Raw genomic sequence first — 22,886 nt, 5'->3', positions numbered from 1 at the left:
TAATGAATTGGTACCATTATCTAGCCGCCGTGGGCGCAGGCTTCTTCCTCGGGAACGCCGTTCCGCATTTTGTTGCAGGTTCCATGGGACAGATGTTCCCATCACCGTTCGCAGACCCACCTGGTGTCGGTTTGTCGTCTCCTCTCACCAATGTCCTCTGGGGCCTCGCAAATATCGTGGTCAGCTATGTCTTGTGGCGTGTAGGCAAAGTCGGGCCATCTAATCGTGGATCAATGATTGCTGCATTCTTCGGTTTGGCAATCCTTGGTGTCATGACGAGCCTGTTCTTCGGCAACGCTTTGGGGAATCCAAGTCTCTAGTGAAGCGGCATAACGACAGATTGGTGCTCTGGGGAATGCCCAGGGGGCTGACCATTTTCGGGCGCAGGAGCCAAGTTTCAACAGACACAAGGATAGAAAGATGACCACACGACGCAGTTTTCTCGCGGGCACTGCCCTGCAGTGGTATTACTTTTGCAGCCTCAAAACTAAACAGAGGACTAACAATAGCGTGGCTGGCAGTGGGGCATAGGGTAAAAAGCCAGTCAACAATAGCAGGACTGAAAATAGCAGTAGGGTTGTACTTTGCATGTTTTGTAATTGGTAGCGATCTCGCACTAGCCATATCCCCAACACATAGAGCGCCAGCGGAATCGCAATGGCCCAGGTGGCGGTTGCATGGCTAACCTGATGAGCCGTTTCATGTACTGCTTCTGTATGGGTTTCTGTCGACAGCTCAGCCGAGATCGCCGAGACCATGACGCTCAGCCCCGACCCCACAGCTGCCCCAGCCGAAAAGATAATAAAGTGGCCATAGCCCCAGACAAAGGCCCGTCGCCGCCTGATCGTATCAAGATGGTCTACATCGCAAAAGTAAAGCCACCATAGGGCAAAGCCCATGATCGCGCCGCAGCCTGCCAGAATAAGCATGGGTCCGTGCATACCCTGCTGCATGGAAGCGCCGATGGCGTGGGTACTACTCAGTAGTGTTTCCCCAATCACGATGATGTTAAGCAGGCCAAAGCGCTCGATAATATGGCGTCGATGCCAGGGGGTTGCGCCCGCTTTTTCGGCAAAGAAGGGAACGAGCAGTTCGCCCAAAACTGCGATCGCCACCATTACCCAAGCACCCGCGCTCCAGGCGGGTAACAAAAACGCACCAATCGCCCAGACCCCCTGAATCAAAATTTGGCCAAAGCTGTAGCGCCAGGCCGTTTGGCGAAGGTGAGGATTAGCTCTGGCCACCCGCAGCCACAGCAGTGCCGAAGCCACTCGAAAAATGATGTAGCCCCAAAAGCCATACCGAGTCAGCCCCTGCTCAAACATGACTGGCAAACTGGCGGCTACCAGCATAACCCCAAACATCATCACCATCACACTCAGGCGATAGGCCGCATCGTCATTGTCAAAGCTACTGGCAAAAAAGGTAAACAGATTCCAGGGCCACCAAATGGCAAAGAAGGCCAAGCCGTATTGCAAACTGCCCAGTAACGGTTGACCGATCTCGATGGTGTGACTCAATCCATGTGCAGCCGCCGCGATCGCAATGACCACCACCAGATCAAACAACAATTCCAACTGAGTGGCGGCGCGATGGGTTTGATCGCGGTCTCGGGCCAACAGTGGGCGCAGGTGTCGCTTGAAGAGGAAAGACATGGCAGGTGGTTAAAACCCGTAATTGACGGTTTCAACTATACTGTCTGGCATTACAGAGTAAACAGAGTATTTAGATGATGTAGATAGAGGCAGAGTAATGCAGAAGTATTGATCTCTATCGTAAATGTGGGTTGTTCCGCCCAAATACGCCTGCTTCCATCCCTGCTGCAGCATAATCACACAAATACTCGGGTCACCCCAGGCAATCGATCCACAGTGTGATTTATCCAAAACAGTTTCAATCCCTCAATGGAGGTCTCCGTCACTCCCTCGGAAATAGTATGTCGATCAATGAGATCGATAATGTTGCATCTATTATTCATGATTCCAGAATGACCTATATCTATTCTCCTTTTTTACGGTTGATACAAATAGGCAAAAATTTGAGATTAATTGGGCTAGTTTAGCGTCGGTGAAGGAATTACAATGCAAGCCGACCCGAAGGGATAAAGAAAATGACAAACCCAACTCTCATTGCTGGCAACAACAAAGTAACTTTCAAATCCTTTGGAGTGGATTTAGTGGGTGACCTATATCTTCCAGAAGGTTTTAACGAAAGCAAAAAATACAAAGCCATCGTTGGAGCTAGTCCGTTCCCACAGGTTAAAGAGCAAGTTCTTGGAACATATGGGCCAGAAATGGCTAAAAGAGGCTTTGTATTTTTAGGCTTTGACTATTTAGGCATGGGAGATTCGCCAGCATTGCCTGGCGAGTATAAGCAATCCAGGTATATGTTTCGATTGATCGAAAATACATGGGATGCAGTTTCATACTTGGGAACACTTCCATTCGTAGAAGAAATCTATGGTCTAGGCGTATGCCAAGGCGGTTCAATCATTGCCTCCGCATCTGTAACCGATCACCGCATCAAGAAAATTGCGACAGTTTCTGGAATGATGGCAGCAGACGGATTTCAATGGACTGACAGAAATATTGCAAACATGATGATCGAGGCTGCGAATGCTTCTAGACAAAAAATGTATGAAACAGGCGAAGCAGATTATAACGCCCCTAATGTACTGACCGATGAGTATACAAAAGAAGAGTTTGTTGGATTAGGCGTTAATCCAATGGCTGCGGACACCTATGACTACTACGGAAAAGATGGAGTTGCCGGACCAGGAACAATCAAAAACTTCACCAATATGCACATCGGTGATCAGGCCATGCAATCCCTTATTTCTATTGGAGAGCATTATGCAGACAAGATCGTCCAACCTTCTTTGATTATTTATAGCCCATCAGCATTCACAGCGATTTGCTCAACACAGTTTATTGAAAAACTGACTAATGAGCATGAAGTTCTAACTTTCGACGAGTTTGGTCATGTTGATTTCTACTACAAGCCAGACGCTGTAAAAGCGTCAACCGATGCTGTGGCTGAGTTCTTCAACAAGTGAGTTGATTAGCTAGAGGTCATACTATGACCTCTAGCTTCTCTCATTACTCAATGGGATAGCCGCTCACCTCGATCCACTCATGTGTCTATTGTTCAGACCGCTGTTCCAGTCCCCATTGGTAAGGGGATTTGCCAAAATACCGTCGGAAATCGCGACTAAATTGAGATTGGCTAGAGTAGCCCACACGATTTGCTGCATCCCCCGCAGTAGAGCCACTCACAATCAGCCTTGATGCCTCATTGAGACGATGCAGCTTAATAAACTGAATCGGGGAATAAGTAGTTACTTCTTTGAACTTGCGGTGAAACACTGCGCGGCTCATTCCTGCCTCTTTAGCCAACTCATCAATCGAGATCGCTTCATGAAGATTGGCGTTCAGGAAAGTCAATGCCCGCGATATCTGCTGCATTCCTCCCCCAAATGCATGGACAAACGCGCCCCCAGCCTCACCCCGAAGAACCGCAAACATCAATTCCTTAAGCCTGCCACTGCCGAGGATATTGAGTGCAACAGGATCATCCAACAATTCCAAAAGGCGTTGAAGCCCTGTGGCAAAGTCCTCATCCCACTTGGCCACAGTAAGCCCAGGCACAACTTCGGCTCTTGAGGCGCTGCCACGATCCAGAGCCGTCATCTCAAGTACCGTCTCAAACATGGTTCGAGTCTCAAGGCGCAGCAAAAGACCAAGCAGGGGTTTTTCTGGCGATGCCTCGACCACCTCTGCCTCTGCAGGTATAGGCAGAGTACTGCACAAATACTGATCTCTATCGTAGATGTGGGTTGTGCCATCCAAGTACGCCCGCTTCTGTCCCTGCACAATCACGCAAATACTCGGGTCGTACACCCCAGGCAATCGCTCCACAAGGTGATTCGTCCGAAACAGCTGCAATCCCTCAATAGGAGTCTCTGTCGCGCCCTCAGAAATTGCGTGTCGATCAATGAGCTCGATAATTTTACACATATTATTCATGGTTCTAGGATGACCCACCTCCGCCATCTTTTCCTGAGATTGATACAAATTGGCAAAAAAATAAGATTAATACGGCTGATTTAGGAGTAAGCCAGAAATTAACATGTAAATGCAAACAGCGGGCTTGCGGGCACAGTCCAAGATCATCAATACTCTCTGAGAAACATTGAGGACTGTGCTGAAGCCTCTGTTTGGTAAACCATATCGTCAGGAATCAAGCATGTTAGAGCTGAACCTTAAGTCCGGAAAGAAAGAGATTTCCTTCAAGAGTCAGGGATATAACCTAGCTGCTCATCTATACGCTCCTGAAGGCTTCAACGCGGCTGGCAGATATCCCGCCATTGATGGCTTCTTCAAGAAGCACGGCTTTAAGTAAAAAAACGTGGCACTTTAGCGTTCCGGAGCATCGCAGCGCCGCAGCCAAACTCACTATTCTGAGAGTCTCGTCAATAACACCTTAGGAGAAAATAAGACGAACTATGAAATTTGATCGCAACTCTACGACGACCGACGTGCTCAATGGTATCGATCTGTCGGGCAAAACCGTCCTTGTAACTGGAGCATCAACAGGCCTTGGGGCCGAAACTGCCCGCGCTCTTGCTGCTTGCGGTGCTGATGTTACCCTCGTTGCGAGATCGAAGGCCAAGCTTTCCAATGTCGCCAACGAAATTCAATCTGAAACGGGTCGTTTACCCGAAATTGCGACCTTGGAACTGGACAAGCCCGCCACGATTCGCCGCTTCGCGGAAGACTGGCTTAGTCGCCACGAAAAACTCGATATTCTGATCAACAACGCAGGCATTATGGCACCTCCGTTGACTCGTACCGCTGAGGGCTGGGAAAGCCAGTTTGCAACGAACCATCTGGGTCACTTTCTGCTGACTAATTTGCTGGCCGATGCCACCAAGGCCTCAGGAGAAGCCCGCGTTATCAACCTGTCATCTGCTGGGCACTGGTATTCAACGGTAGATTTGGAAGATCCGAATTTTCAGAACCGCGACTATGAAGCGCTTCAAGCCTATGGTCAATCAAAAACGGCAAACATCTGGTTCACGGTAGAACTCGCCCGCCGTTGGGCAGATCGTGGTGTGACCAGCTTTGCGGTACACCCAGGTGGTATCCAGACCGAGCTTGGCCGTAATCTGGAACCGGAAGTGGCCAAGACCTTTGAGAAGATGATCAAGGATTATCCGGATATCTGGAAGACGGTCCCTCAAGGGGCGGCAACATCCTGCTGGGCCACGACATCGCCTGATCTGAGCGGCAAAACGGGCCTGTATCTGGAAGATTGTCACATTTCTGAACCGGGTGGTGGAGATGTGACCGATGGTGGATACGCTCCACATGCCTACGATGCTGATGGCGCAAAGCAGCTTTGGGTGCTTTCGAACGATCTGCTGGGCACGGAGTTCTGAGATTAAACGCAATGGCTAGACCTTCACCGGGGTCGAAACCAATCTCTCAAGAAACCCCGATCACCGCCGAAAGCTTGGTGGACGTTTTGGAAATCCAATGCGTGATCGATGCGCAGGCCAACGCATACGACACCCAGCAGTGGGGCCTCGCGCGGTCTTTGCTGACCGACAAGCTAGAAACGACGATCCTTCAAAAGGATGGTATAGCAGTCGCCATTCTATTCAGGACACTAGATGTAGAACATGTTCCATTGCTTCTCTGAGAGATCCAAAATGTTCTAATTGGTGACGGATGCGACTTTTAATCCAAGACCAAGACCGCTCAATCTTGTTCAAGTCAGGGGAATAAGGCGGTAAATACCAAACCTCACATCCTGCTTTTTCCACTAATTCCTGTATTTGTCCTCCCTTGTGAAAAGTGGCATTATCTATCACCAGCTTCTGCCCAGGCTTGAGCACGGGTATCAAGCAACGCTCTAGCCAAAGTTCAAACACAGTCCGATTGCAAGCTCCTTCGATCGTGAACGGTGCCATCAACTGCTTTGCTCTCAACGCCGCAATCATATTGACTCGGCCGCTTCTACGCCCAGTCTTCAAAGCATAAACCCGCTCACCTTTGGGGCCATAAGCATAGTCATACTCGTCTCGATGATCCATGCCCGACTCATCCGCATAGACGATATCGTCTGGGTCCACGGTACTCAGACGTTTGATGAACGCTGCCCGTTTGTGCTTATCTCGTTCTCGGTACCCATATGTTTTTTTTTCGAGTAAATCCGATTTTCTGGAGGGCTCTTGAGATGGTTCGATCACTAATCTCTCCATCCCATAGTTGAGCCATCTGAGCTTGGGTTTTATGACGATGCTTGTGGGCAAACGCTCGAAACTTGTCCCAGTCAGTGATTTTATGGCTATGGCCAGGATGATGGACTGGCTTGGGATGCAAATCACCCGTTTCCGCCTTGAGGTGTTGCCATTGGTTAATGGTGTTACGACTGATATCGAACAGCTCACTAGCCTCAGAAGGGCGCATCCCATCTAGCTCAATCGCATCTATCACTTTGCAACGTAGGTCGTAACTATAAATTTTGGGCATCACACAGGAGAAGGAATAAAATACTTCTCTAGTTTAAGTCCTTCTCAATATGGCGACTGCTATATCGGCATGATGTCGACCAATAGCTTCACCGACATGGCGAAGGAGAGGCATGAAACGCCGGAAGCATTTACGATGCATCACTCCAATTCGGGTTATAGCATCTACTTTCATGACAAGAACACCGCATCGGCGTTCACGCGTGGCGTCATTATCGTCACAATGATTCCCGGAGATGATTATGCCTGGGAAAACCAAACACCTGCTGAGTGGTGTACCGCCTTATCGAGCGGCCCGGAAAAGGTGACAATAACCATCTAGTTTGAGCCCAACTCACTCTCCCATCAAAGCAGCAACAACCCAACGGGATCGGTCAGATCGACCCCGAATGATGAAACACGTTATTTTCAGGAGATAGATGATGCCAAAAACTACCATTGATCTTGTTGATCCAGAACTCCGTCCGACAATGGAATCCTTACCCGCATTCAAAATTGGGACAGAAACACTTGCCGAGGTGCGGGCTGGGGTCCTGGATTTTGTGCCACCCACAGCAGATTACGAGCGCGACGACGTTAAGATGGAGAGCCGCACCATTCCTGGCCTGGAAGGTGGGCCGGACATCGGAATTAACATCTTTACCCCCATAGGCGGCGACGATCTCAAGCCCGCAATGCTGCACATTCATGGTGGCGGCTACATCGTTGGAACAGCCGATCTTGGGAATGTAGGCAACACACGCACGGCATCTGAAGTCGGTTGCGTTGTCGTTTCGGTCGACTACCAGCTGTCTCCAGAAGTAACGGCACCGACCGCAGTCAAAGAATGCTACACGGCGCTGAAATGGCTGCACGAAAACGCCGACGAGCTTGGTGTGGATCGCTGCCGTATCGCTATCGGTGGAGAAAGCGCCGGTGGCGGACTGACGGCGAACTTGGCTTTGTACGCCCGAGATTGCGGCGAGATAGACATTTGTTTTCAGTTGTTAATCTACCCTATGCTCGACGATCGCACAGTGACGTGTTCAGATGGCAATCCGCATGTAGGTGAATTTGGCTGGACCCGTGATGCCAACGCCTTTGGCTGGACTTCCTTGCTGGGACAATCACCCGGAGAAGAAGAGGTTCCGCCTTATTCAGTGGCGGCCCGTGCCACCGATCTTTCGAATCTTCCGCCTGCATACATGTACGTCGGTAGCTTGGATTTGTTCCTTGAAGAAGATGTTGAATACGCAATGCGAATGCTCAAAGCGGGCGTTCCTGTAGAGCTTCACGTTCTTGCGGGTGCCTACCACGGCTTTGAAATGGCCCCGGAAGCAAGGGTCTCAATCAAGGCCGAACAAGAGAGTAGAGACGCACTTAAACGAGTATTCGAACAATAACGTTGGCTTTCGGGCAATATATCGCGACTTTCCTCCATGAAAGGCTGCCAAGCCCACCTTATCGGTTCGAAAACGGCGACCCAAACATCTGCAACCGGGGTTTAGGGTCTATTTGGACAAAAAACAACGTTAAGGCTGTATCCTTTTCATAGCATGGGTTTCAAACGCTGATTTTTGATCCTTTAAAAAGGCAAAAACCTTGTATACCTTGGTGAGTATAGGTTTCAAGGAAATATATTTTTGTTTTTGCCCCATAAATCCTTGAAAGCCTTTGTATTTAATACTTTCAGAACGTTAGGCTTCGACTGAAATGAACAAACTCATAATCTGCTGAGGCAGCGGAACAGATCCCTAGCCTAAGGTTAATTATTCAAAAAATCACAGAAACTTCCCAGAAAATAGATAACTTTTCAGCATAGGTTAGGAATCTATTCCACTTCCTAATATGTTGCCGTCGATAAATTTGATCTCTTCAATATTCACCAGCGTATCCGTTCCATCTCCAACAACCTTAATCGTGCCATCAGGGTTGTTGCTAACAGTGTATTCATTTTTCCTCCGTGGATACAAAACCACGTCATATCCCGCCAAACCATCTATCACGTTGTCACCAGTGTTACCCCCCAACTGATTATCCTGATCGTTACCCCTTAGGTTGGCGTTATTGCTACCCGTCAACGTTGCATGCAATAAGTATTGTGATTTATGAGTGTATGGCGTGCTGGCATCAAACGTCATCGTAAAATTGCCATTGAATGCTGGGTCAAGTTGCGCGTTATAGGTCAAATAGGGACTGAAAAACTGCCCCATTAGCGCGAACCCCATCGGATCTTTTATTTTGATGTCAGAACGCGTTTTGGCGATGTACTCACCCCACATTCCGACATCCTTATCAAATGCCCCCCAGAGACCGTAATAGCTATCGATCACGGCTGCAAGATACTCCTGAGTGAGACTGTTTTCACGAGCTAACTCCTCGTACCATTGTTTCGAACCCTCCTTTGTATTAGCTACCATTGGCCAGATTTGAAAGTTGTTGGCAATGGCATTGTCTGTAGCAGCGCGGATTTCTGCCTGGAAGTCGGGCAAAGCTCCTGGTCTAGTGTTTCGACCATCGACGCCTATCCCCGTGTCATGAACAAGATGTAGGATTTCTTCAAAGGTTGCATCACGGTGTTGAAAATCGTTGTTGATATACCATGCTGAACCAGGTACCACCAACTCATTTTCATAGAGTGGTTGTGCATTAAGGGGCGGTGGTTGGGTATCACCATCTGAGCCGTTCAGCAGCATGAGCGTCGCTTGATTGTCTCCCATCTTATTGGCAACAGCAGTTTTGTCTGAGCCAAATTGAGTGCTTGGTACATTGGTCAACCAGAAACTCAGGGTGTTACGTGCCTGAATGATCTGGTGATCGCTGATATTAGCCTGGGCGTATATGTTGAGCGGCTTACCATTGGGAGCAATGACCTGTGTATAACGGTTAAAGTGGTGACGCACTTGGCGTGGGAATTTGTCTGGGATAGGGGCAATTGCAGTTATTGACAGCGTTGTGTTGGCGACAGGTGTAGTTTCGACTGCAACCGTTCTAATTTCTTCTTTGACTATTTCACCACAACCAACCATCCCCATACCCAGTAGGGAAAAACCAAAAAGGTTAGTAATTGCTTGCTTCATACATCACTCTGCAATGTTGCTTTAACTTTATCAATACTGATGAAGATTAGACCTCTTGCAATATTCGTTTCATGATGTGCTACTTACGCAAAAAATGTCGCGATCTGACTCGAATTTTAAGTCCTCTACCATATCGTTAGTTGAATTATGCAAGAGGTCTATTGAATACAAGAGGAAGAGGCAAGATATTTATTCAGCTTTGGATAACGCGAACGTCAAGAAATCAGTTTGTGAAAATCAAATGTTATGAACTTTACAAGATTGTAATTTTGGCAAAAGGATAGTGACAGACAGCTATGTGATATTAATCTCAACAGAATTTAGTTTGATGTGAATAAATTGCTGACAACCATAAGCCTAGTTGCTAACTTCTCCATAACAGCATGCACCAGTTCTGAGCTTGAAGACTACGAAACCCTTGAGTTTACCGTTGTGGGTAATGAAATTATCGGGGAAGGCATCATCGATAGCACAAGCCTGTCACTGTTTAAAAAAGCCATTGAAACTGCTCCAGACGCGAAGACTCTTGTCTTAAAGAATGTCGGTGGTTCAGTCAATGATGAGGCAAACCGGATATTTGCCAGCTTTGTACACAGTCAAGGTTTCGCAACACATGTCCCAGGTAATGGCATGGTAGCCTCTGGCGGAACAGACCTATTTCTTGCAGGTGTTTCCCGAACGATTGAAAAGGGTGCTTGTATCGGTGTTCACAGCTGGGCCGCTGGGACAAATGAGAATTCCCTTCGTGGCAACCAAGTTCCGCGCGATCATGATCTCCATAAGCCCTATCTTACCTATTATGATTACGTAGGAATTCCTCGTTCCTTCTATTGGTTCACATTAGAAGCTGCTCCAGCTGACAGCATGCACTGGATGTCTCGGGAAAAAGTAATTGAATATAAAATGACAACGCAACCCCCTGGTGACCTGAGTAGCGATCCAATTTGCAACGAGCGCTAGTCTCGAAATGGACTTTGTTCAGAAATGGCCAAAAATGGGTAACACTCGCACGACAAATCAGGCCATCTCTAGAAATGACCAGTCCAGATTTTATTGCATTCCCTAAGCTCTTTTGAAGAGTTTGAATCCTAGCAGTTCTAGCCAGTGAGGATGCTTCTCTCCTGCCATCACTTCTCTAGGACTTTTTCCCACCCTCTCTTCACAACCAGGGGGGCAGGGTCTGTCCCTCTTTTATCACTTTAATAGGAGAGTATCTGTTTAATAGGAGAGTATCTGTAAGCTTGAAATTACGTTAGTGCATGGCCTGATGATTGGGTTCACTCCAAACGCAATTACGTTGTTTCAAATTTCATCTATCTGAAGTGACAAAAGAGGGATACCTAAGTAGTTAATAGAGGTGAGAACACTGTTAGCCCTTTGGGGACGCAGATAAATTCTATGGGATTAGCTTCCAAAACTTCACCATCTACCACGAGTGTTTGCGGTGGATCAGTCGTTACCTTAAGTTGATGGGTCCGCAAACAGACTAGATTTCTATCTTCAAATTGAGTCTTCACTAAAGCTGAGGCAAGCAGCGTCGCAGAAGTATTTATGTCCTGTAGTAGAGTTTTGGATGTTGGAATGGTAACCTCTAGCAACCCATCATCAGGAATTACAGCTCCAAACCCCTGGGCACTAATTGAGCTTGGTGGGGCTGCATTGGCAATGGTCACCGCTCCAGTCTTAAATTCCAAAACCTGACCATCTAACTCAACCGTGGCATTGAAATCCTTTTGGGCAAAAAATTGCTGGGCGGCAGACAAGACGTAGGCAAGCGTGCCTATGCGATTTTTTAATTCTCGGCTGGCGTTGTTGACCATTTGAGCTTCAAACCCCACTCCGGCCAAAAGCACCATTGGGATATCGTTACAGTAAGCTGCATCCACCATACGCGTGTTACCTGCTGCAATCGTTTCACAGGCCCGCTTGAGATCTGTAGGTAATCCTAAAGCCACGGCAAAGGCGTTGGCGGTTCCTCTGGGAATAATGCCAACAGGAATACCAGTTTCAAGAGTGGTACCTGCAATGGCTGACACAGTTCCATCTCCCCCAGAAGCAATAATACAAGCAGTGCTGTCCTCAGATTGAGCAGATTGGATTGCGGTAATTGCTTCCTTAGCTTGCTCTACTGGATCAATATCTGGTTGCGTCAAGATAATGTGGAGATTCATCTGTGGTTCCAGAATTTTCTGAATCAGAGCCAAGTCGCGATCTGGATTACCTTGTCCTGCTATGGGATTAAAAATCAAATAAGCGTCCCGACGCTTGGCGACCCCCTGAATCGCCAATTCAGCCGTTGCAATGTTAGTCGCTAAGGGCACCTCATAACGGTTACAAACCCTCAATAGAGCTTGAACGTCGGGTAACTGAGATGGAACGTTGATCGTATCCATCAGGAAAATCACACCTACGACTTCGCTTGATACTAGTCGGGCCGCGATTTGCAACAGACCACCATCTGCTTCTGATACTACAGTCTCAACTGTAAGGTTAGTCGCATCTTGAATCCATTTTCCAGTATCTGGAGTAGCGACAATAAGATAGCGGTTAAGAAGCGAATGATACCGCTGGACAAGAGTAACGATGTCGTTTTTCTTGCTTTCATGGGCAATCAAAGCAATAGAATTAGGCATAGACAACTAATCTTGTCTAAATTAAAGAGCAGTTAATTTGTCTTTAGCGAAGGCTTGTCGTGACTCAATCTGTTGAGGAGTATTATTAAAATTCAACGATCTTAGAATATAAAGCCTCAGCACACTTTACTACATAGCTTACTGATCATTTCCAAAAACTTTGTGGTGGAGTAACCGCAAAGTTTTTGGAAGTGTAAAAAAATTGGTCGATTTTCACTTAGCTATTGAATTCACGATGTGCTATTGATAGCTTCCATGCCTTAATCTACCAGGCTTAGGCAACCATAGCCTATATAAAATCACCAAGAAATTGGACCAGGGTGTAAATTTCGACAGGCACAAAAAATGCCCCCTGCTACGCAGGGGTCATTCAAAGGAATTCGTAATGCAAAGTGTTAGACCGCTACAGGCTCAGCCTGTACGTGGGATTCAGGGTTCACTTTCGCCAGTAAGTCCCTGAGAGAAGCACCCTCAATCACCTCTGACTCCAGCAATTGCTCAGAAATCATCTCCAGCAGTTCCTTATTCTCCTTGAGGATACTCAGAGCTTCCTGATGAGCGGTTTCCACTATGCCCTTGACTTCCTTATCAATGGCTTTGGCTGTTTCATCACTGACCATTCGTCTCGCATTCATACCGCCACCGAGGAAGTTATTCTGCTGACCCTTGTCATAAGCCAGGGGTCCTAACACTTCACTCATGCCATAGGAGGTGACCATTTGCTCGGCTAAGTCCGTGGCTCGCTGTAAGTCATTGGATGCACCTGTGGTGATGCTGCCAAAGATGACTTCTTCTGCAGCTCGTCCACCTAGAAGCGTGGCAATCTGACCTTTGAGTTCAGCTTCGTTTAACAAGAAGCGATCTTCTGTCGGGACCTGGAGGGTGTAGCCTAAGGCTGCCATACCTCTAGGAACAATGGAAATCTTCTCCACTTGATCCGTACCAGACATCTTGGCTCCGACGAGGGCATGACCGACTTCGTGATAAGCAACGATCTTCTTCTCTTTGTCGTTGAGGACGCGGCTCTTTTTCTCTAGTCCAGCAACGACGCGCTCAATGGCTTCGGCAAAGTCTTGAGTCTCAACGACCTTGCTGCCTCGACGGGCGGCTAATAGGGCGGCTTCATTCACCAAGTTAGCGAGGTCTGCGCCAGCAAAACCTGGGGTACGGGTAGCCATGGCTTTAAGGTCTACGTTCTCACCCAGCTTCACTTTCTTGGCATAGATTTCCAAGATGGCCAGACGACCTGTGAGGTCTGGACGATCTACGAGGACTTGGCGGTCAAAGCGACCGGGACGCAGAAGGGCGGGGTCTAAGGTTTCAGGACGGTTGGTAGCAGCTAGGACGATAACGGTGGCATCTCCGGCTCCAAAGCCATCCATTTCGGTGAGCAGCTGATTGAGGGTTTGCTCGCGTTCGTCATTACCGCCGACGAAACCATTTCCACCAGCCCGAGATTTACCAATGGCATCAAGTTCGTCAATAAAGATAATGCAGGGGGCTTTCTTTTTAGCTTGTTCAAACAGGTCACGGACTCGGGCCGCACCGGTACCAACAAACAGTTCTACAAATTCTGAACCAGAGATGCTGAAGAAGGGCACGCCTGCTTCACCAGCGACGGCTTTGGCCATTAAGGTTTTACCAGTTCCAGGAGGACCCACTAAGAGAACACCTTTGGGAATCTTGGCACCAATCTCAGTAAAGCGTTGGGGAGACTTGAGGAATTCTACAATTTCTTCGAGTTCAGTTTTAGATTCTTCTACACCAGCCACGTCATCAAAGGTGACTTTGTTGTCATCGCCTTCGACGTAGACTTTGGCTTTGTTTTTGGTAACGGAGAGGGCACCTTGAGGACCACCACCACCGATGCCACCTCGGCTAAAGAATCGAAAGATAGCCACGAAGATAATAGGAGGGATGACCCAGCCTAATAAAGTGGTGAACCAGCGATTGCCAGCAGGAGGGGTCGCAGCGAATTCGACATCGTTAGCTTCGAGTACCTTGGGCAACTCTAAGTCAAAGATAGGAGTGGTTTCTTGAACCTGACCGATATTCCCCTCAGTACCTTTGAGTTGATAGCGGATGATATCTTGGCCAACGGAAACCCTAGCCACCTCTCCGTCTTGAACTTGCTCAAGAAAGAAGCTGTAGGGCACTTTCGAAACCCGAGGATTGTTACCAAAGGTCAGGACCAAATTGAGTATAAGGAGTCCGACGGGAAGCAACAACAAAATGGTGCTGAGGGGATTCGGGCGGGGACGTCTAGGTTTGTCGTTAACAGGCATGAGAAATTCCTTAGTTAAAAAAGTGGTTTACTCAACGGTTGGTGAACCCAAGTCTTAAATCTGTCTTATTCCAATCACCAGATGGTTGAGCAGTAGTGAAGAAATACTGGGTTGCTAATGGCGGTGAAAGCATCACTCGATAGGTGGCGATAACGTTCAACGCTGGCGTTTTATGCGAGGAGCCCAAGGCGTTTGCCATTGTCGCGAGCTAGTCGAATCCAACCTTGACGGCGACTCCGGTCAATCCCTACTTGATTGCAGAAATTCGTGATGGCTTTAGAGTGCATGGCGATAGCTTTACCTCTCAGCTTTACGAATTTGGGCTGACCAACAATGTTGCGGACTAGTACGACGAGAGGGGCAAACATGATGAACTCCTTTTTGTAACGTTATGTAAAATATATTAACTATTTTGTAACGTTATGTCAAATATATTTACATATTCATTCATTTGTGGTAATAATATTCGAGAAAATAATGATTGTTTTCCTACTTAAAAATAGAGAATTATAGATAAATAGAGATTTATAGATAAATAATCAGCGAAATAAGATGATAAATAAAGTTTTAATCTTTATTTTTGGCTTTTATATTTATTAGGGAACTTCGTAACAGCATCAGGAAGTTCCTTGGTCGATTAGTTTTGTAACGGTATATAAAGAGAAACGGCTCTTCCACCGAAGAGCCGTTTAGAGGTAGTAGGAGATTGAAGTGGTTCTAGGCTAAGAAGCCAGATACTCTTGTAAGACCACTTTCTGTGACCGCAGCAGTTGAAATGCTTCTCGCTCAACCCGACGCACCCATTCTCGACTGACGTTAAGACGCTCCCCCACCTTTGCTAAGGTCAAGGGGTTCTGGTCAATCAGGCCATATCGTAAGGTAATTACTTCCCGTTGTTGAGGATTGAGAACGTTTAGGAGTTTGGCTAAATCTGACTGCAAATAGGATGCTGTTGCATAGTCTTCTGGGGATGCATGAGGGTCTTCTAGTAGTTCCCATAATTCAGTATTTTGCTGATCGCCCACTTGAACATCCAAGGAAATCGAATGACGGGCATAACTCAAGAAGGCTTCAACTTTCTTAGGGGAAAGCTCCATCTCAGTGGCTAACTCTGCAACCGTCGGATCTCGATGGAGTTTGAGGGAGAGTTGCCGTTTGACTTTACGCAGCTTGTTTAATTTCTCATTGATATGGATTGGCAAGCGAATAGTACGTTCTTGTTCGGCAATGGCGCGAGTCATGGCTTGGCGAATCCACCAATAAGCATAGGTGGAAAATCGATAGCCTTTGGTTGGGTCGAACTTCTCCACCCCTCGTTGCAAGCCAATGGTGCCTTCTTGGATTAGATCGAGGAATTCAAGTTTAGCTTTGTTATATTTCTTGGCAATAGAGACGACTAATCGCAAATTGGACTCAACCATTTTACGATTGGCTGTTTGACCTAACTTCAGCTCTTTCTGCAATTGAGAGACAGGAATGTCAGCTTGATCTGCCCATTCCGACAGATTAGGCTCCCGTTCGAGTTGTTCGTGCAACTGTTGCTTGAGTTCCTGCAACATGATCATTCGCTGAACTTGTTTGCCAAAGATGATTTCTTGTTCATGGTTCAACAAAGGAAACCGGCCAATTTCCTGCAAATAAGCGGTAATCGAATCTTTACTCTGAACTGAGGATTTCATGATGGGAAGGATTCAATGATGAAAGGAGAAACAAATGACCCCAGCTCACAACTGGGGTCAAGAAAGAAGGAAAGAATAACTAAGGACGATTCAGGACGATAAGCCAGATGCAAGTAGAAACTAGTTAACAAAGAAGAAAAATGCGGTTAGTTGTCCAATGATTCCTTTTCCAGTCAATAACTCAGTGATCAAGGCGATGAAAAATCCATACATTGCTAAGCGACCACTAAAGGTCTCTGCAAAGCTGTTAAAACCCCAAGTTTGATTCTTGATGCTCATGGTGTTTGACTCCGTAAATACAAATCAACCATGTAAATTGATGTAAACAATATGTAAAGTTTTGTCAAGTAGTAGGTTAACAGAAAGGCTGTCCTGAATGTTGAGGCAAAAGATTGGCTCTGCTGTATTGGAGGGGCAAGATCTAAGAAAAAACCCAGCCTTTTGGCTGGGTTTAAGAAGGGTTTATATTGGATCGGCTGAGAATATTGAAGCTGCTTATAAAGAGATTTCACCGTTTGGCAGTTATCCATCAATGCTTTGTTACATATAGGATGTAGGTGATAGGAGAGTTGAAAAATGGGCAACGCTAGAAGCGATTTATATCAATCCCCAAAAGTGCAAGACCCCCTTACCTGTTACGAGTTCAATGATCAAGGCAATATAAAGGCCAACCATGGCAAGGCGGCCACTCCAAGCTTCAGCGAAGGGATTGAAACCAAAGAAATTGTTAGATGAATTCATAATTTTTGACTCCGTAATATCATGCTTAATGTAACTTTATATAAATAAATGTAACAGTAGCTTTATAAACTGTCAACTGCAGGAAGGCGAAGGGATTTCATTCCCAGAAACACCATTCGCCAAATGGGAGGATTGTGTTGGTCGGGAAAAACGCTTCAGAGGCTGCCAAATAGTGATACCACTTCATCTCTCTTACCCCGTCTTTACTTTGATTTGTTGTTGCAACTGACCTTGACTCGAAAAAGTGGACATTCCCATGATGTGCTTTTGGGTGATTGGCTTTGACCTGAAGCTTAGACCGTACAGTCACAGTCATCTCAATCTGCAACTCTCGATTGGTTTGTCCCACCCATTTGATTGATTTAATCCAGCCGTTGATGGGGGAATGTACCAGACCCATAGTGTTTAAATTCTCCTCAATCTCCTGCAATTGGGCAGTAAGCTCACCTGTTTGAGATGAAGAATGCTGTAGAACTTTATTCCTCTGCTGAGAGTCCTGTAGCTTGGCAATTGCGATTGCAAGCTCTCCCTTGGCTTGCAGATACTGGTTCTGCAATTGCCCCAATGGAATATTCTCAGAAATTGGCAGCACGGAGCGGGCATAGTCTGTCCAGGGAGAATCAGCATGGAAAGCTGAGATTGCACTTCTCGCCTGTTCCACATTGAAGCGGGCTTGCTCCACCTCAGCTTTCTCCACTGCAGAGAGGGAAGATATTTTTGGCCTTTGAAGTTGCTTAAGTTTGTGGCCCACAATATTACGCTTCTGCATGAGCCTGGTTCGGATTGCAGAGCGTTCGCTCAGAATTTGCCCCTTCACGACTTCATCACCAACCTTGACCTTTAAATCTTCTGGCCGATCTAAGGTCAACCGCAACTTTAATCGTCGGGGAGTATTCTTTTGGGGAGGTGCTGGTCGAGGTGTACTGGTGGGCGACACAGCAGCAATCGTCTCAGTAGTTTCATTTGAAATCTGGGGCTGAGCACACCCCACCAATAGCACCGCTATCGCAATCCCCGTTCTCGCTTCCATTTGGCAATCAACCTTCTTGAACATCCTGTCCCCGTCACCTGTCGAACATGCTGAATCAAAGAAGAATAAGTCGCCCCTGCTTCAGCCTGATCCAAGGCTGAATAAACCTGAGAAATTCTGCGCCAATGGGGGCCAAACGACTTGGAGTGTGTAGGCGGCGTTAACGCCTCCCGCAAATTCTGAATAAAATATCGGTTCACCTCCACATTCAGCCAAGCCGGAACACTTTTTCTGATGATGGCTCTAAATCTGGTAATCAAATCAACGCCCCTCCTGAATTCTCTGAAAATAAGGGGTGATCTCCACTTGTTGTGCCTGGGTACCAAATCGGCACAAGGCTGTGAGCGGTTTTAACTGGGCTACCTTTTGCTCGGCAAAACGAAACTTTCGAGCAACTTTCTTTGCCTCTGTTTGGTCTACGGGCAAGACAATCTTGGTGGCAGAGTTACCAATCACGTCCAGGCTGAGATGACGCTCCGACTGAGACGCCAATACCAGGGCCAGTCCATACTTACGACCGTCGGCAATAATGCGATCGCAAGCCGAACCCACCACCTTGGGCATCTCTTTCGCTTCATCGATGAATAAATAGGTGTGAGGTAACTTGCCCTCAATCTCTCCTTGTAACCGATGATTGTTCATCAGTTGACGGGCTAAAGATTCAGCAGCAATGGCTGCTAGCTCAGGAGGCAACTTGGACAAGTCAACCCGAATTAGCTTCTCGCTCAAAAGAAGCTGATCTCGATTAAAAATGCCGTAGGTAAAGGTTGCTGCCAACTTGAGCTGTAACTTCTGACTATCCTTGCAACCCTCCTCAATGCGGTCTTCAATGACCCTTTGCACATCCGTAAAGTTGGGTGGCTCATGTGTCCAAGTCGAACTATCAGATTGGAGAATCCCCGACGGTGATAACACTCTCCTAGAACATCCAGTGTTAGACCCTCCTGATTAGGGCCTAGCCGCAAAGTCTTTTTAAGCAGCGCTGCCACTTGGATTGACTGCAAGTTGGGACCACCACCTTCAGGATCTAAATTCAACACCAGCAGATTGATGCCCCAATCACTATTCATATGAAGAGGGAAACAGGTTTCACCCTCAATATCTTGATCACCATGAAAGTCAATCAAGATGACTTGGGTTTGAGGATAAGTCTGACGAAGGGCATAGGCGATCGCTTTTAGGGTTTGCGTCTTGCCCGAACCACTCGCCCCAATCGCCACAATATGGCCATTGGGCAACATTTCAGGATTCCAATAGGCACTACCCAAGAGGATTCCATCTTCCTCGATCAGATCATTAGTCTGTGGAGGATTGGGGCTGAGTACGGCTTGGGGCAGTGGTTTCTCACGAGCGAACATTAATGGTCCTCGCAATGAGCGATCCAGAGGCAAAGTAGGGGCCGAGTTGTTGAGCAACCTCCTGTGGACTGGCTGATACCAAATGTGCGATGGTCTTCGACCGGCCTTCGGCCATCGCATATCCTTGAGCAGGCTGTAACGTAATTGTGCTGAACTGCTGAGGGTTGGTTCGCAGCTGCAAATCTTCAGAATCTTCGATAGTCAGAGTCCCTGTAATGTAGGTGCGTTCTGGGGGTAGATTGGCGACGGCTGCATAGACGTCTTCACTGTCAAGGGATATTGACTGCAGCTGTACCGAAATGGGCGAACTTCGCTGCACCTGAATTTGACTGGCCAGAATTTGTGATTCCTGACTAACGCCTGCCCGATAAACAATTCCCTGCTTATCTTTGACCAGTAAATCATTCTGAGTCAGGGGCTTAATTACCTCAAAGCTGGCATCAATGCGCTGCTGGGTGATGGCATTTCGACCTCGAATTTGGGCAATCATCAGAAACTTACTCCCCTCTTCGCCGACAATTTCCACGGCCCCACTGGGAACACCCAGGACTTTGTTGAAAGCAGTTAGCACACCACCGTTGCTGTTGATGTTTATAGTTGCGATCGCAATCGCCAGTAGAGCCACAAACACAAAGACCTCAGCACCACTGCCAGTAGACAATCTCATTCGAGGATTACCCGGAATCACTAATCGAGCAGAACTGGGATAAAACGCACAGACCCCAGACTTCGTGAACACATCCCCAAACCAGCCAAAGAAATAACCCAAGACAACCGCTTGCCAAATAGGCTGTCTCACAACCATCAGAGGCAAACCGATGAACGCAATCAGCCCAGTAGCAATAAAGCTATGGGTCACCGACCGATGGGGAAAGCGCTTTTCTAACCATCGGCTTACAGGGAAGAGAATTCGACCCGGTAGAGATTTACTCGTATCCATATCTGGGAGCTGGGTTGCTAGGGCAGCCGCTCCCAGCACAACTGGATCTGCTGTCCCCATCGTTAAAGCAGTCCCGGCAATACTCAGGGCAGTATGAGTGATAATCATCATTGGCCTAACTTCCCTGACTTGCGGGGCATGGCATAGACCAATAAACGAATCACACCCACGGCCACCGTAAGAATGCCACCGATTAAATAGAGGCTAGTGCTGTTAAGCCCCAAGCCAATAAAGCGAGTAATCACCAACACCATCAGGCCAGCGATGAGAAACGGAGTGCCATCAATCCATTGAGTATGGTCCGGGTTGGTTGCGTCCAGACCCAAATATTCCTCACGAACAACCCGTTGAGCCAACATGGGATTTCCTCCACAACGCTGCTGCAGTTTGGATAATTGAGATGGCATCATGTCGATGCCAAGACTCTGAGCCGTGGACCGCATAATCTGACGAATGGGTTTATCGGTAAGGGGTTTGAGTTCGATTCGAGGCAACCTTAGAAAAATATCTCGGGCTGGCGGGAAGGTTGCCAATAGCAGCAGAGATTGACCTTGCTCATGGAGTTGAGCAAGCCAAGTATGAAACTGGACCGTATACCGATGGGCATCATCACAGATGACGAAGGCGGTATTGTCTTTTAGCCATTCTGAGATCGCGGTTGATAACTGGTTCGAGGTCAGAGATTTGCCTTCTATGGTTTCTGTCTCTACACCTAACTGCTGGGCAATATCCAAGTAGGCTTGTTTTGCTGTTAAGGGATGTGCGATCGCAACCATAAAACCCAATTCCTGCAGTTCTTCTGCCACGGCTTCTCCCAGAACGCTTTTGCCGATACCAGCCTCACCAACAACCAACAAGCTGGAGTTAGCTTGTAAAGCGGCGACAATGCGATTTTTTTCTGCCTTTCTATAGAGAGGAAGGGAAACGGAACTGGCAGGAGCGCTGGATAGCGATCTTCTCTGCGAGCCATCTTTAGACACAGCATAGAGATAGATGCGCTCTTCACCATTGGCGAGTCGGCGTTTGTGGCGTTTAATCGGCATGGTGTTCAGTTCCGATTGGGGGTTCCGGTTTTGGATGCTCCGATCTATGGGTGAGGATGACGGTGATACCGATTGCGATGGTCTCCGACCGGCCTTCGGCCATCGCAGCAATCAATACCGTTAACAGACGACTTCGACGACGTTCAGCTCGGAGTCGCTTGGCTTGCCATTGAGCGATTTCGGAGATGGTGTCGAACCATTCCCCCCAGCCGTGATCTGGGCTAGCGGGGTGGGGGATAAAAAATGGTCGGGGTCATAGTAGACGGCAACACCCGCTAGCATTTGCTTGAGCTGGGTTTGAGAGTCGTTGACGGCTTGTTGCAGTTTAGGATCCGTGAACTGACGAGAGGCGCAATGCATCATAGTCAGGGCATCAAGGGAAATCAGAAGCCCTGCAGCTCGGTGCTCAGCAGCCTGTTGCACATAGCTAAGGTCTTGTTGAGCTTCGGCTTCAGTCTCAGAATCGGCTGCAGTGTGAGCTTTGGAGCTAACGGGCTGTTTCTTGGTACTGGCTCTTTTCTGAACTTCTTCTAGGACTTCTTCAGGGTATTCGTCAGCTTTGGGGTAGCCAAGTTCAGCTGCAATCGCCTCAATTTTGCGACGACTGCCATATTTCATCAGTTCGGTGATTGGTACCATTGGGGGTTCCTCATCTTGTTTAAGAGTTCTTTCCTGCTGCCGCCACAGGCATAGTGCTGGTTCATAGCCCTCAGCTGGGCCATCTGATCAGTATCAAACTCCTTCAAACCCAACTTGAAACCTAAGTCGGCACACCATTTGCTCAACAGGCTAGGCGTTAGGAGATGACGGGGAGATCGCCCCCGCTCTTCAGACAACAGCTCTACAGCATCTCTGCGGGAATACAACACAGATGAATGGTTCATCGGTGATGGGATAAATGAATCAAAAAGTGATGGTCCATACTTGAGGCACACCACCGTTGATTATAGTTTATTTGTACTATTTTCCTCGATGCTTTTAACGGTCTTGCTCAAATTGTGCGATCGCTTCTCGCAAGGTTTGGTTGTCAATGTCAGCTCGATCCGACTTTGAATAGATGGTTACCAAGATGATCCGAGCTTGAGTTTTGAGGTAGTAAATAACCCGATAGCCCGCACTCTTGCCCTTTTGAATATCACTATTTTTGAGGCGAACTTTGAAGAGTGTGTATTCTATGCCTGTAATCTGATCTCCTGGAAGCTCACCAGCCTGTAGTTGCTCAATCAGGGGTTCCACATCGGAGCGAATGCGACGATAGCGCTTAGCGAGGGTGCGGAGATCCCTTTGAAAGCGATGGGTTAGCGCAACTTCAATATCTGATGCGTTATTCGGCATCAATGCCATCCCACATTTGCGAGAGAGGGATGGTTTGACCAGTGAGTGCTTCGTGGAACCCCTGACGGAGACCGTCCATGACGACTGAGTTTGGAGTGTCGTCAGGATCCGGCTCGTCTTCTTCTGAGATAAGGACAATGACTCTAACCCGACGACGTTGAGCTAGTTCAAGGGGCTGATCAAGGGCGAGTTGCCCTTGATCATTAATGGTTGCTGTAGTTTCAATCGCTTTCATAGCTGTCACGCTC

At 47.6% G+C, this 22,886-nt stretch carries 27 protein-coding genes and 1 pseudogene; 8 read left to right on the top strand and 20 right to left on the bottom strand.

The window, feature by feature from the left end:
* Positions 1-2 precede the first annotated feature (2 nt).
* On the top strand, positions 3-320 hold the full coding sequence (locus AM1_RS05880) for a hypothetical protein (protein ID WP_012161891.1): 318 nt from the start codon (positions 3-5) through the stop codon (positions 318-320).
* A gap of 147 nt (positions 321-467) precedes the next feature.
* Here the strand turns inward: AM1_RS05880 and AM1_RS05875 are convergent, their stop codons facing one another.
* Positions 468-1,655, bottom strand: coding sequence for a low temperature requirement protein A (locus tag AM1_RS05875; protein ID WP_012161890.1), 1,188 nt, complete (start codon positions 1,653-1,655; stop codon positions 468-470).
* Between the two features lie 9 nt (positions 1,656-1,664).
* Positions 1,665-1,829: a hypothetical protein gene (locus AM1_RS44395; RefSeq protein ID WP_390610037.1), complete on the bottom strand. Its 165-nt coding sequence runs from the start codon at positions 1,827-1,829 to the stop codon at positions 1,665-1,667.
* 281 nt (positions 1,830-2,110) lie between these two features.
* Between AM1_RS44395 and AM1_RS05870 the strand changes: the two genes are divergently transcribed.
* A complete protein-coding gene (locus AM1_RS05870) occupies positions 2,111-3,055 on the top strand; it encodes an alpha/beta hydrolase (RefSeq protein WP_012161888.1) in 945 nt (314 codons plus the stop codon).
* 85 nt (positions 3,056-3,140) lie between these two features.
* Here AM1_RS05870 and AM1_RS05865 read toward each other — a convergent pair whose 3' ends face one another.
* On the bottom strand, positions 3,141-4,025 hold the full coding sequence (locus AM1_RS05865) for an AraC family transcriptional regulator (RefSeq protein WP_202947646.1): 885 nt from the start codon (positions 4,023-4,025) through the stop codon (positions 3,141-3,143).
* Positions 4,026-4,200: 175 nt separating this feature from the next.
* Here AM1_RS05865 and AM1_RS40865 point away from each other — a divergent pair, with 175 nt between their 5' ends.
* Positions 4,201-4,401 (top strand): hypothetical protein, encoded by a 201-nt coding sequence (locus AM1_RS40865; RefSeq protein WP_148215681.1) that lies wholly within the window; start codon positions 4,201-4,203, stop codon positions 4,399-4,401.
* A gap of 103 nt (positions 4,402-4,504) precedes the next feature.
* Positions 4,505-5,440: an SDR family NAD(P)-dependent oxidoreductase gene (locus AM1_RS05860; protein WP_012161885.1), complete on the top strand. Its 936-nt coding sequence runs from the start codon at positions 4,505-4,507 to the stop codon at positions 5,438-5,440.
* A 222-nt stretch (positions 5,441-5,662) separates the two neighbouring features.
* On the opposite strand, the gene AM1_RS05855 is transcribed toward AM1_RS05860, so the two are convergent.
* Positions 5,663-6,536 (bottom strand): IS630-like element ISAcma25 family transposase gene (locus tag AM1_RS05855; protein ID WP_076611737.1). Its coding sequence is split into 2 segments (ribosomal slippage): positions 5,663-6,205 and positions 6,207-6,536, totalling 873 coding nucleotides; the frame shifts between segments, so codons are not numbered across the junction.
* Positions 6,537-6,605: 69 nt separating this feature from the next.
* Between AM1_RS05855 and AM1_RS05845 the strand changes: the two genes are divergently transcribed.
* Both AM1_RS05845 and AM1_RS05840 read left to right on the top strand, forming a co-directional pair.
* Positions 6,606-6,857, top strand: a complete 252-nt coding sequence (locus AM1_RS05845; RefSeq protein ID WP_041659248.1) for a hypothetical protein — start codon at positions 6,606-6,608, stop codon at positions 6,855-6,857.
* 97 nt (positions 6,858-6,954) lie between these two features.
* Positions 6,955-7,917 (top strand): alpha/beta hydrolase, encoded by a 963-nt coding sequence (locus AM1_RS05840; protein ID WP_202947645.1) that lies wholly within the window; start codon positions 6,955-6,957, stop codon positions 7,915-7,917.
* Positions 7,918-8,337: 420 nt separating this feature from the next.
* On the opposite strand, the gene AM1_RS05835 is transcribed toward AM1_RS05840, so the two are convergent.
* Positions 8,338-9,594: a hypothetical protein gene (locus tag AM1_RS05835; protein WP_012161882.1), complete on the bottom strand. Its 1,257-nt coding sequence runs from the start codon at positions 9,592-9,594 to the stop codon at positions 8,338-8,340.
* Between the two features lie 330 nt (positions 9,595-9,924).
* Here AM1_RS05835 and AM1_RS05830 point away from each other — a divergent pair, with 330 nt between their 5' ends.
* Positions 9,925-10,554, top strand: coding sequence for a COG3904 family protein (locus AM1_RS05830; RefSeq protein WP_049783691.1), 630 nt, complete (start codon positions 9,925-9,927; stop codon positions 10,552-10,554).
* Positions 10,555-10,934: 380 nt separating this feature from the next.
* On the opposite strand, the gene AM1_RS05825 is transcribed toward AM1_RS05830, so the two are convergent.
* The 11 genes and pseudogenes from AM1_RS05825 to AM1_RS05785 form a co-directional block, all read right to left on the bottom strand.
* On the bottom strand, positions 10,935-12,227 hold the full coding sequence (locus tag AM1_RS05825; RefSeq protein WP_012161880.1) for a methylglyoxal synthase: 1,293 nt from the start codon (positions 12,225-12,227) through the stop codon (positions 10,935-10,937).
* Positions 12,228-12,622: 395 nt separating this feature from the next.
* Positions 12,623-14,512, bottom strand: a complete 1,890-nt coding sequence (ftsH4, locus tag AM1_RS05820) for an ATP-dependent zinc metalloprotease FtsH4 (protein WP_012161879.1) — start codon at positions 14,510-14,512, stop codon at positions 12,623-12,625.
* A gap of 170 nt (positions 14,513-14,682) precedes the next feature.
* Complete coding sequence (gene pgr5 / locus AM1_RS05815) at positions 14,683-14,880, bottom strand: cyclic electron transport protein PGR5 (RefSeq protein ID WP_041659246.1); 198 nt, start codon at positions 14,878-14,880, stop codon at positions 14,683-14,685.
* Between the two features lie 354 nt (positions 14,881-15,234).
* A complete protein-coding gene (locus tag AM1_RS05810; RefSeq protein WP_012161876.1) occupies positions 15,235-16,191 on the bottom strand; it encodes an RNA polymerase sigma factor, RpoD/SigA family in 957 nt (318 codons plus the stop codon).
* A gap of 120 nt (positions 16,192-16,311) precedes the next feature.
* Complete coding sequence (locus AM1_RS05805) at positions 16,312-16,470, bottom strand: high light inducible protein (protein WP_012161875.1); 159 nt, start codon at positions 16,468-16,470, stop codon at positions 16,312-16,314.
* 318 nt (positions 16,471-16,788) lie between these two features.
* Entirely contained in the window at positions 16,789-16,932 is a 144-nt protein-coding gene (locus AM1_RS43060) for a chlorophyll A-B binding protein (RefSeq protein ID WP_071819935.1), read from the bottom strand.
* 97 nt (positions 16,933-17,029) lie between these two features.
* Positions 17,030-17,986: an HlyD family secretion protein gene (locus AM1_RS05800; protein WP_012161872.1), complete on the bottom strand. Its 957-nt coding sequence runs from the start codon at positions 17,984-17,986 to the stop codon at positions 17,030-17,032.
* Complete coding sequence (locus tag AM1_RS38530; protein ID WP_012161871.1) at positions 17,935-18,222, bottom strand: hypothetical protein; 288 nt, start codon at positions 18,220-18,222, stop codon at positions 17,935-17,937. The genes AM1_RS05800 and AM1_RS38530 overlap by 52 nt, the downstream gene beginning before the upstream one ends.
* Position 18,223: 1 nt before the next feature.
* Positions 18,224-19,320 (bottom strand): annotated as a pseudogene (locus tag AM1_RS44390) (ATP-binding protein).
* Positions 19,307-20,371 carry a metal-dependent hydrolase gene (locus AM1_RS05790; RefSeq protein ID WP_012161870.1) on the bottom strand — a complete coding sequence of 355 codons (1,065 nt, stop codon included), beginning with the start codon at positions 20,369-20,371 and terminating at the stop codon, positions 19,307-19,309. Before AM1_RS05790 ends, AM1_RS44390 begins: the two are co-directional and overlap by 14 nt.
* Positions 20,368-21,303: an ATP-binding protein gene (locus AM1_RS05785; protein WP_012161869.1), complete on the bottom strand. Its 936-nt coding sequence runs from the start codon at positions 21,301-21,303 to the stop codon at positions 20,368-20,370. Before AM1_RS05785 ends, AM1_RS05790 begins: the two co-directional genes overlap by 4 nt.
* Here AM1_RS05785 and AM1_RS43900 point away from each other — a divergent pair.
* Positions 21,302-21,427: a hypothetical protein gene (locus AM1_RS43900; RefSeq protein WP_012161868.1), complete on the top strand. Its 126-nt coding sequence runs from the start codon at positions 21,302-21,304 to the stop codon at positions 21,425-21,427. The two genes, AM1_RS05785 and AM1_RS43900, sit on opposite strands and share 2 nt — an antisense overlap.
* On the opposite strand, the gene AM1_RS05780 is transcribed toward AM1_RS43900, so the two are convergent.
* From AM1_RS05780 to AM1_RS05765, 4 genes are all read right to left on the bottom strand, one after another.
* A complete protein-coding gene (locus AM1_RS05780) occupies positions 21,424-21,942 on the bottom strand; it encodes a hypothetical protein (protein WP_012161867.1) in 519 nt (172 codons plus the stop codon). The genes AM1_RS43900 and AM1_RS05780 overlap by 4 nt on opposite strands.
* Positions 21,921-22,187 carry a hypothetical protein gene (locus tag AM1_RS05775; RefSeq protein WP_041659243.1) on the bottom strand — a complete coding sequence of 89 codons (267 nt, stop codon included), beginning with the start codon at positions 22,185-22,187 and terminating at the stop codon, positions 21,921-21,923. Before AM1_RS05775 ends, AM1_RS05780 begins: the two co-directional genes overlap by 22 nt.
* Positions 22,188-22,281: 94 nt before the next feature.
* Entirely contained in the window at positions 22,282-22,638 is a 357-nt protein-coding gene (locus tag AM1_RS05770; RefSeq protein WP_012161865.1) for a type II toxin-antitoxin system RelE/ParE family toxin, read from the bottom strand.
* Positions 22,628-22,873: a type II toxin-antitoxin system RelN family antitoxin gene (locus AM1_RS05765; protein ID WP_012161864.1), complete on the bottom strand. Its 246-nt coding sequence runs from the start codon at positions 22,871-22,873 to the stop codon at positions 22,628-22,630. The genes AM1_RS05770 and AM1_RS05765 overlap by 11 nt, the downstream gene beginning before the upstream one ends.
* Between the last annotated feature and the right edge of the window lie 13 nt (positions 22,874-22,886).

Origin of the sequence: Acaryochloris marina MBIC11017 (assembly GCF_000018105.1) — a bacterium.
Lineage (GTDB): Bacteria > Cyanobacteriota > Cyanobacteriia > Thermosynechococcales > Thermosynechococcaceae > Acaryochloris > Acaryochloris marina.
This window is presented reverse-complemented; position numbering and strand designations above follow the sequence as displayed.

Excerpts from the sequence above, each read along its gene's own strand:
- AM1_RS05805 (WP_012161875.1), bottom strand. The coding sequence starts at position 16,470 with ATGAGCATCAAGAATCAAACTTGGGGTTTTAACAGCTTTGCAGAGACC.
- AM1_RS05840 (WP_202947645.1), top strand. The coding sequence starts at position 6,955 with ATGATGCCAAAAACTACCATTGATCTTGTTGATCCAGAACTCCGTCCG.
- AM1_RS05870 (WP_012161888.1), top strand. The coding sequence starts at position 2,111 with ATGACAAACCCAACTCTCATTGCTGGCAACAACAAAGTAACTTTCAAA.
- AM1_RS05880 (WP_012161891.1), top strand. The coding sequence starts at position 3 with ATGAATTGGTACCATTATCTAGCCGCCGTGGGCGCAGGCTTCTTCCTC.
- AM1_RS05825 (WP_012161880.1), bottom strand. The coding sequence starts at position 12,227 with ATGCCTAATTCTATTGCTTTGATTGCCCATGAAAGCAAGAAAAACGAC.
- AM1_RS05860 (WP_012161885.1), top strand. The coding sequence starts at position 4,505 with ATGAAATTTGATCGCAACTCTACGACGACCGACGTGCTCAATGGTATC.
- AM1_RS43900 (WP_012161868.1), top strand. The coding sequence starts at position 21,302 with ATGGTGTTCAGTTCCGATTGGGGGTTCCGGTTTTGGATGCTCCGATCT.
- AM1_RS05810 (WP_012161876.1), bottom strand. The coding sequence starts at position 16,191 with ATGAAATCCTCAGTTCAGAGTAAAGATTCGATTACCGCTTATTTGCAG.
- AM1_RS44395 (WP_390610037.1), bottom strand. The coding sequence starts at position 1,829 with ATGCTGCAGCAGGGATGGAAGCAGGCGTATTTGGGCGGAACAACCCAC.
- AM1_RS05835 (WP_012161882.1), bottom strand. The coding sequence starts at position 9,594 with ATGAAGCAAGCAATTACTAACCTTTTTGGTTTTTCCCTACTGGGTATG.
- AM1_RS05875 (WP_012161890.1), bottom strand. The coding sequence starts at position 1,655 with ATGTCTTTCCTCTTCAAGCGACACCTGCGCCCACTGTTGGCCCGAGAC.
- AM1_RS05775 (WP_041659243.1), bottom strand. The coding sequence starts at position 22,187 with ATGAACCATTCATCTGTGTTGTATTCCCGCAGAGATGCTGTAGAGCTG.
- ftsH4 (WP_012161879.1), bottom strand. The coding sequence starts at position 14,512 with ATGCCTGTTAACGACAAACCTAGACGTCCCCGCCCGAATCCCCTCAGC.
- AM1_RS05845 (WP_041659248.1), top strand. The coding sequence starts at position 6,606 with ATGATGTCGACCAATAGCTTCACCGACATGGCGAAGGAGAGGCATGAA.
- AM1_RS05780 (WP_012161867.1), bottom strand. The coding sequence starts at position 21,942 with ATGGTACCAATCACCGAACTGATGAAATATGGCAGTCGTCGCAAAATT.
- AM1_RS05770 (WP_012161865.1), bottom strand. The coding sequence starts at position 22,638 with ATGCCGAATAACGCATCAGATATTGAAGTTGCGCTAACCCATCGCTTT.
- AM1_RS05765 (WP_012161864.1), bottom strand. The coding sequence starts at position 22,873 with ATGAAAGCGATTGAAACTACAGCAACCATTAATGATCAAGGGCAACTC.
- AM1_RS05790 (WP_012161870.1), bottom strand. The coding sequence starts at position 20,371 with ATGATGATTATCACTCATACTGCCCTGAGTATTGCCGGGACTGCTTTA.
- AM1_RS05865 (WP_202947646.1), bottom strand. The coding sequence starts at position 4,025 with ATGAATAATATGTGTAAAATTATCGAGCTCATTGATCGACACGCAATT.
- pgr5 (WP_041659246.1), bottom strand. The coding sequence starts at position 14,880 with ATGTTTGCCCCTCTCGTCGTACTAGTCCGCAACATTGTTGGTCAGCCC.
- AM1_RS05785 (WP_012161869.1), bottom strand. The coding sequence starts at position 21,303 with ATGCCGATTAAACGCCACAAACGCCGACTCGCCAATGGTGAAGAGCGC.
- AM1_RS05800 (WP_012161872.1), bottom strand. The coding sequence starts at position 17,986 with ATGTTCAAGAAGGTTGATTGCCAAATGGAAGCGAGAACGGGGATTGCG.
- AM1_RS43060 (WP_071819935.1), bottom strand. The coding sequence starts at position 16,932 with ATGAATTCATCTAACAATTTCTTTGGTTTCAATCCCTTCGCTGAAGCT.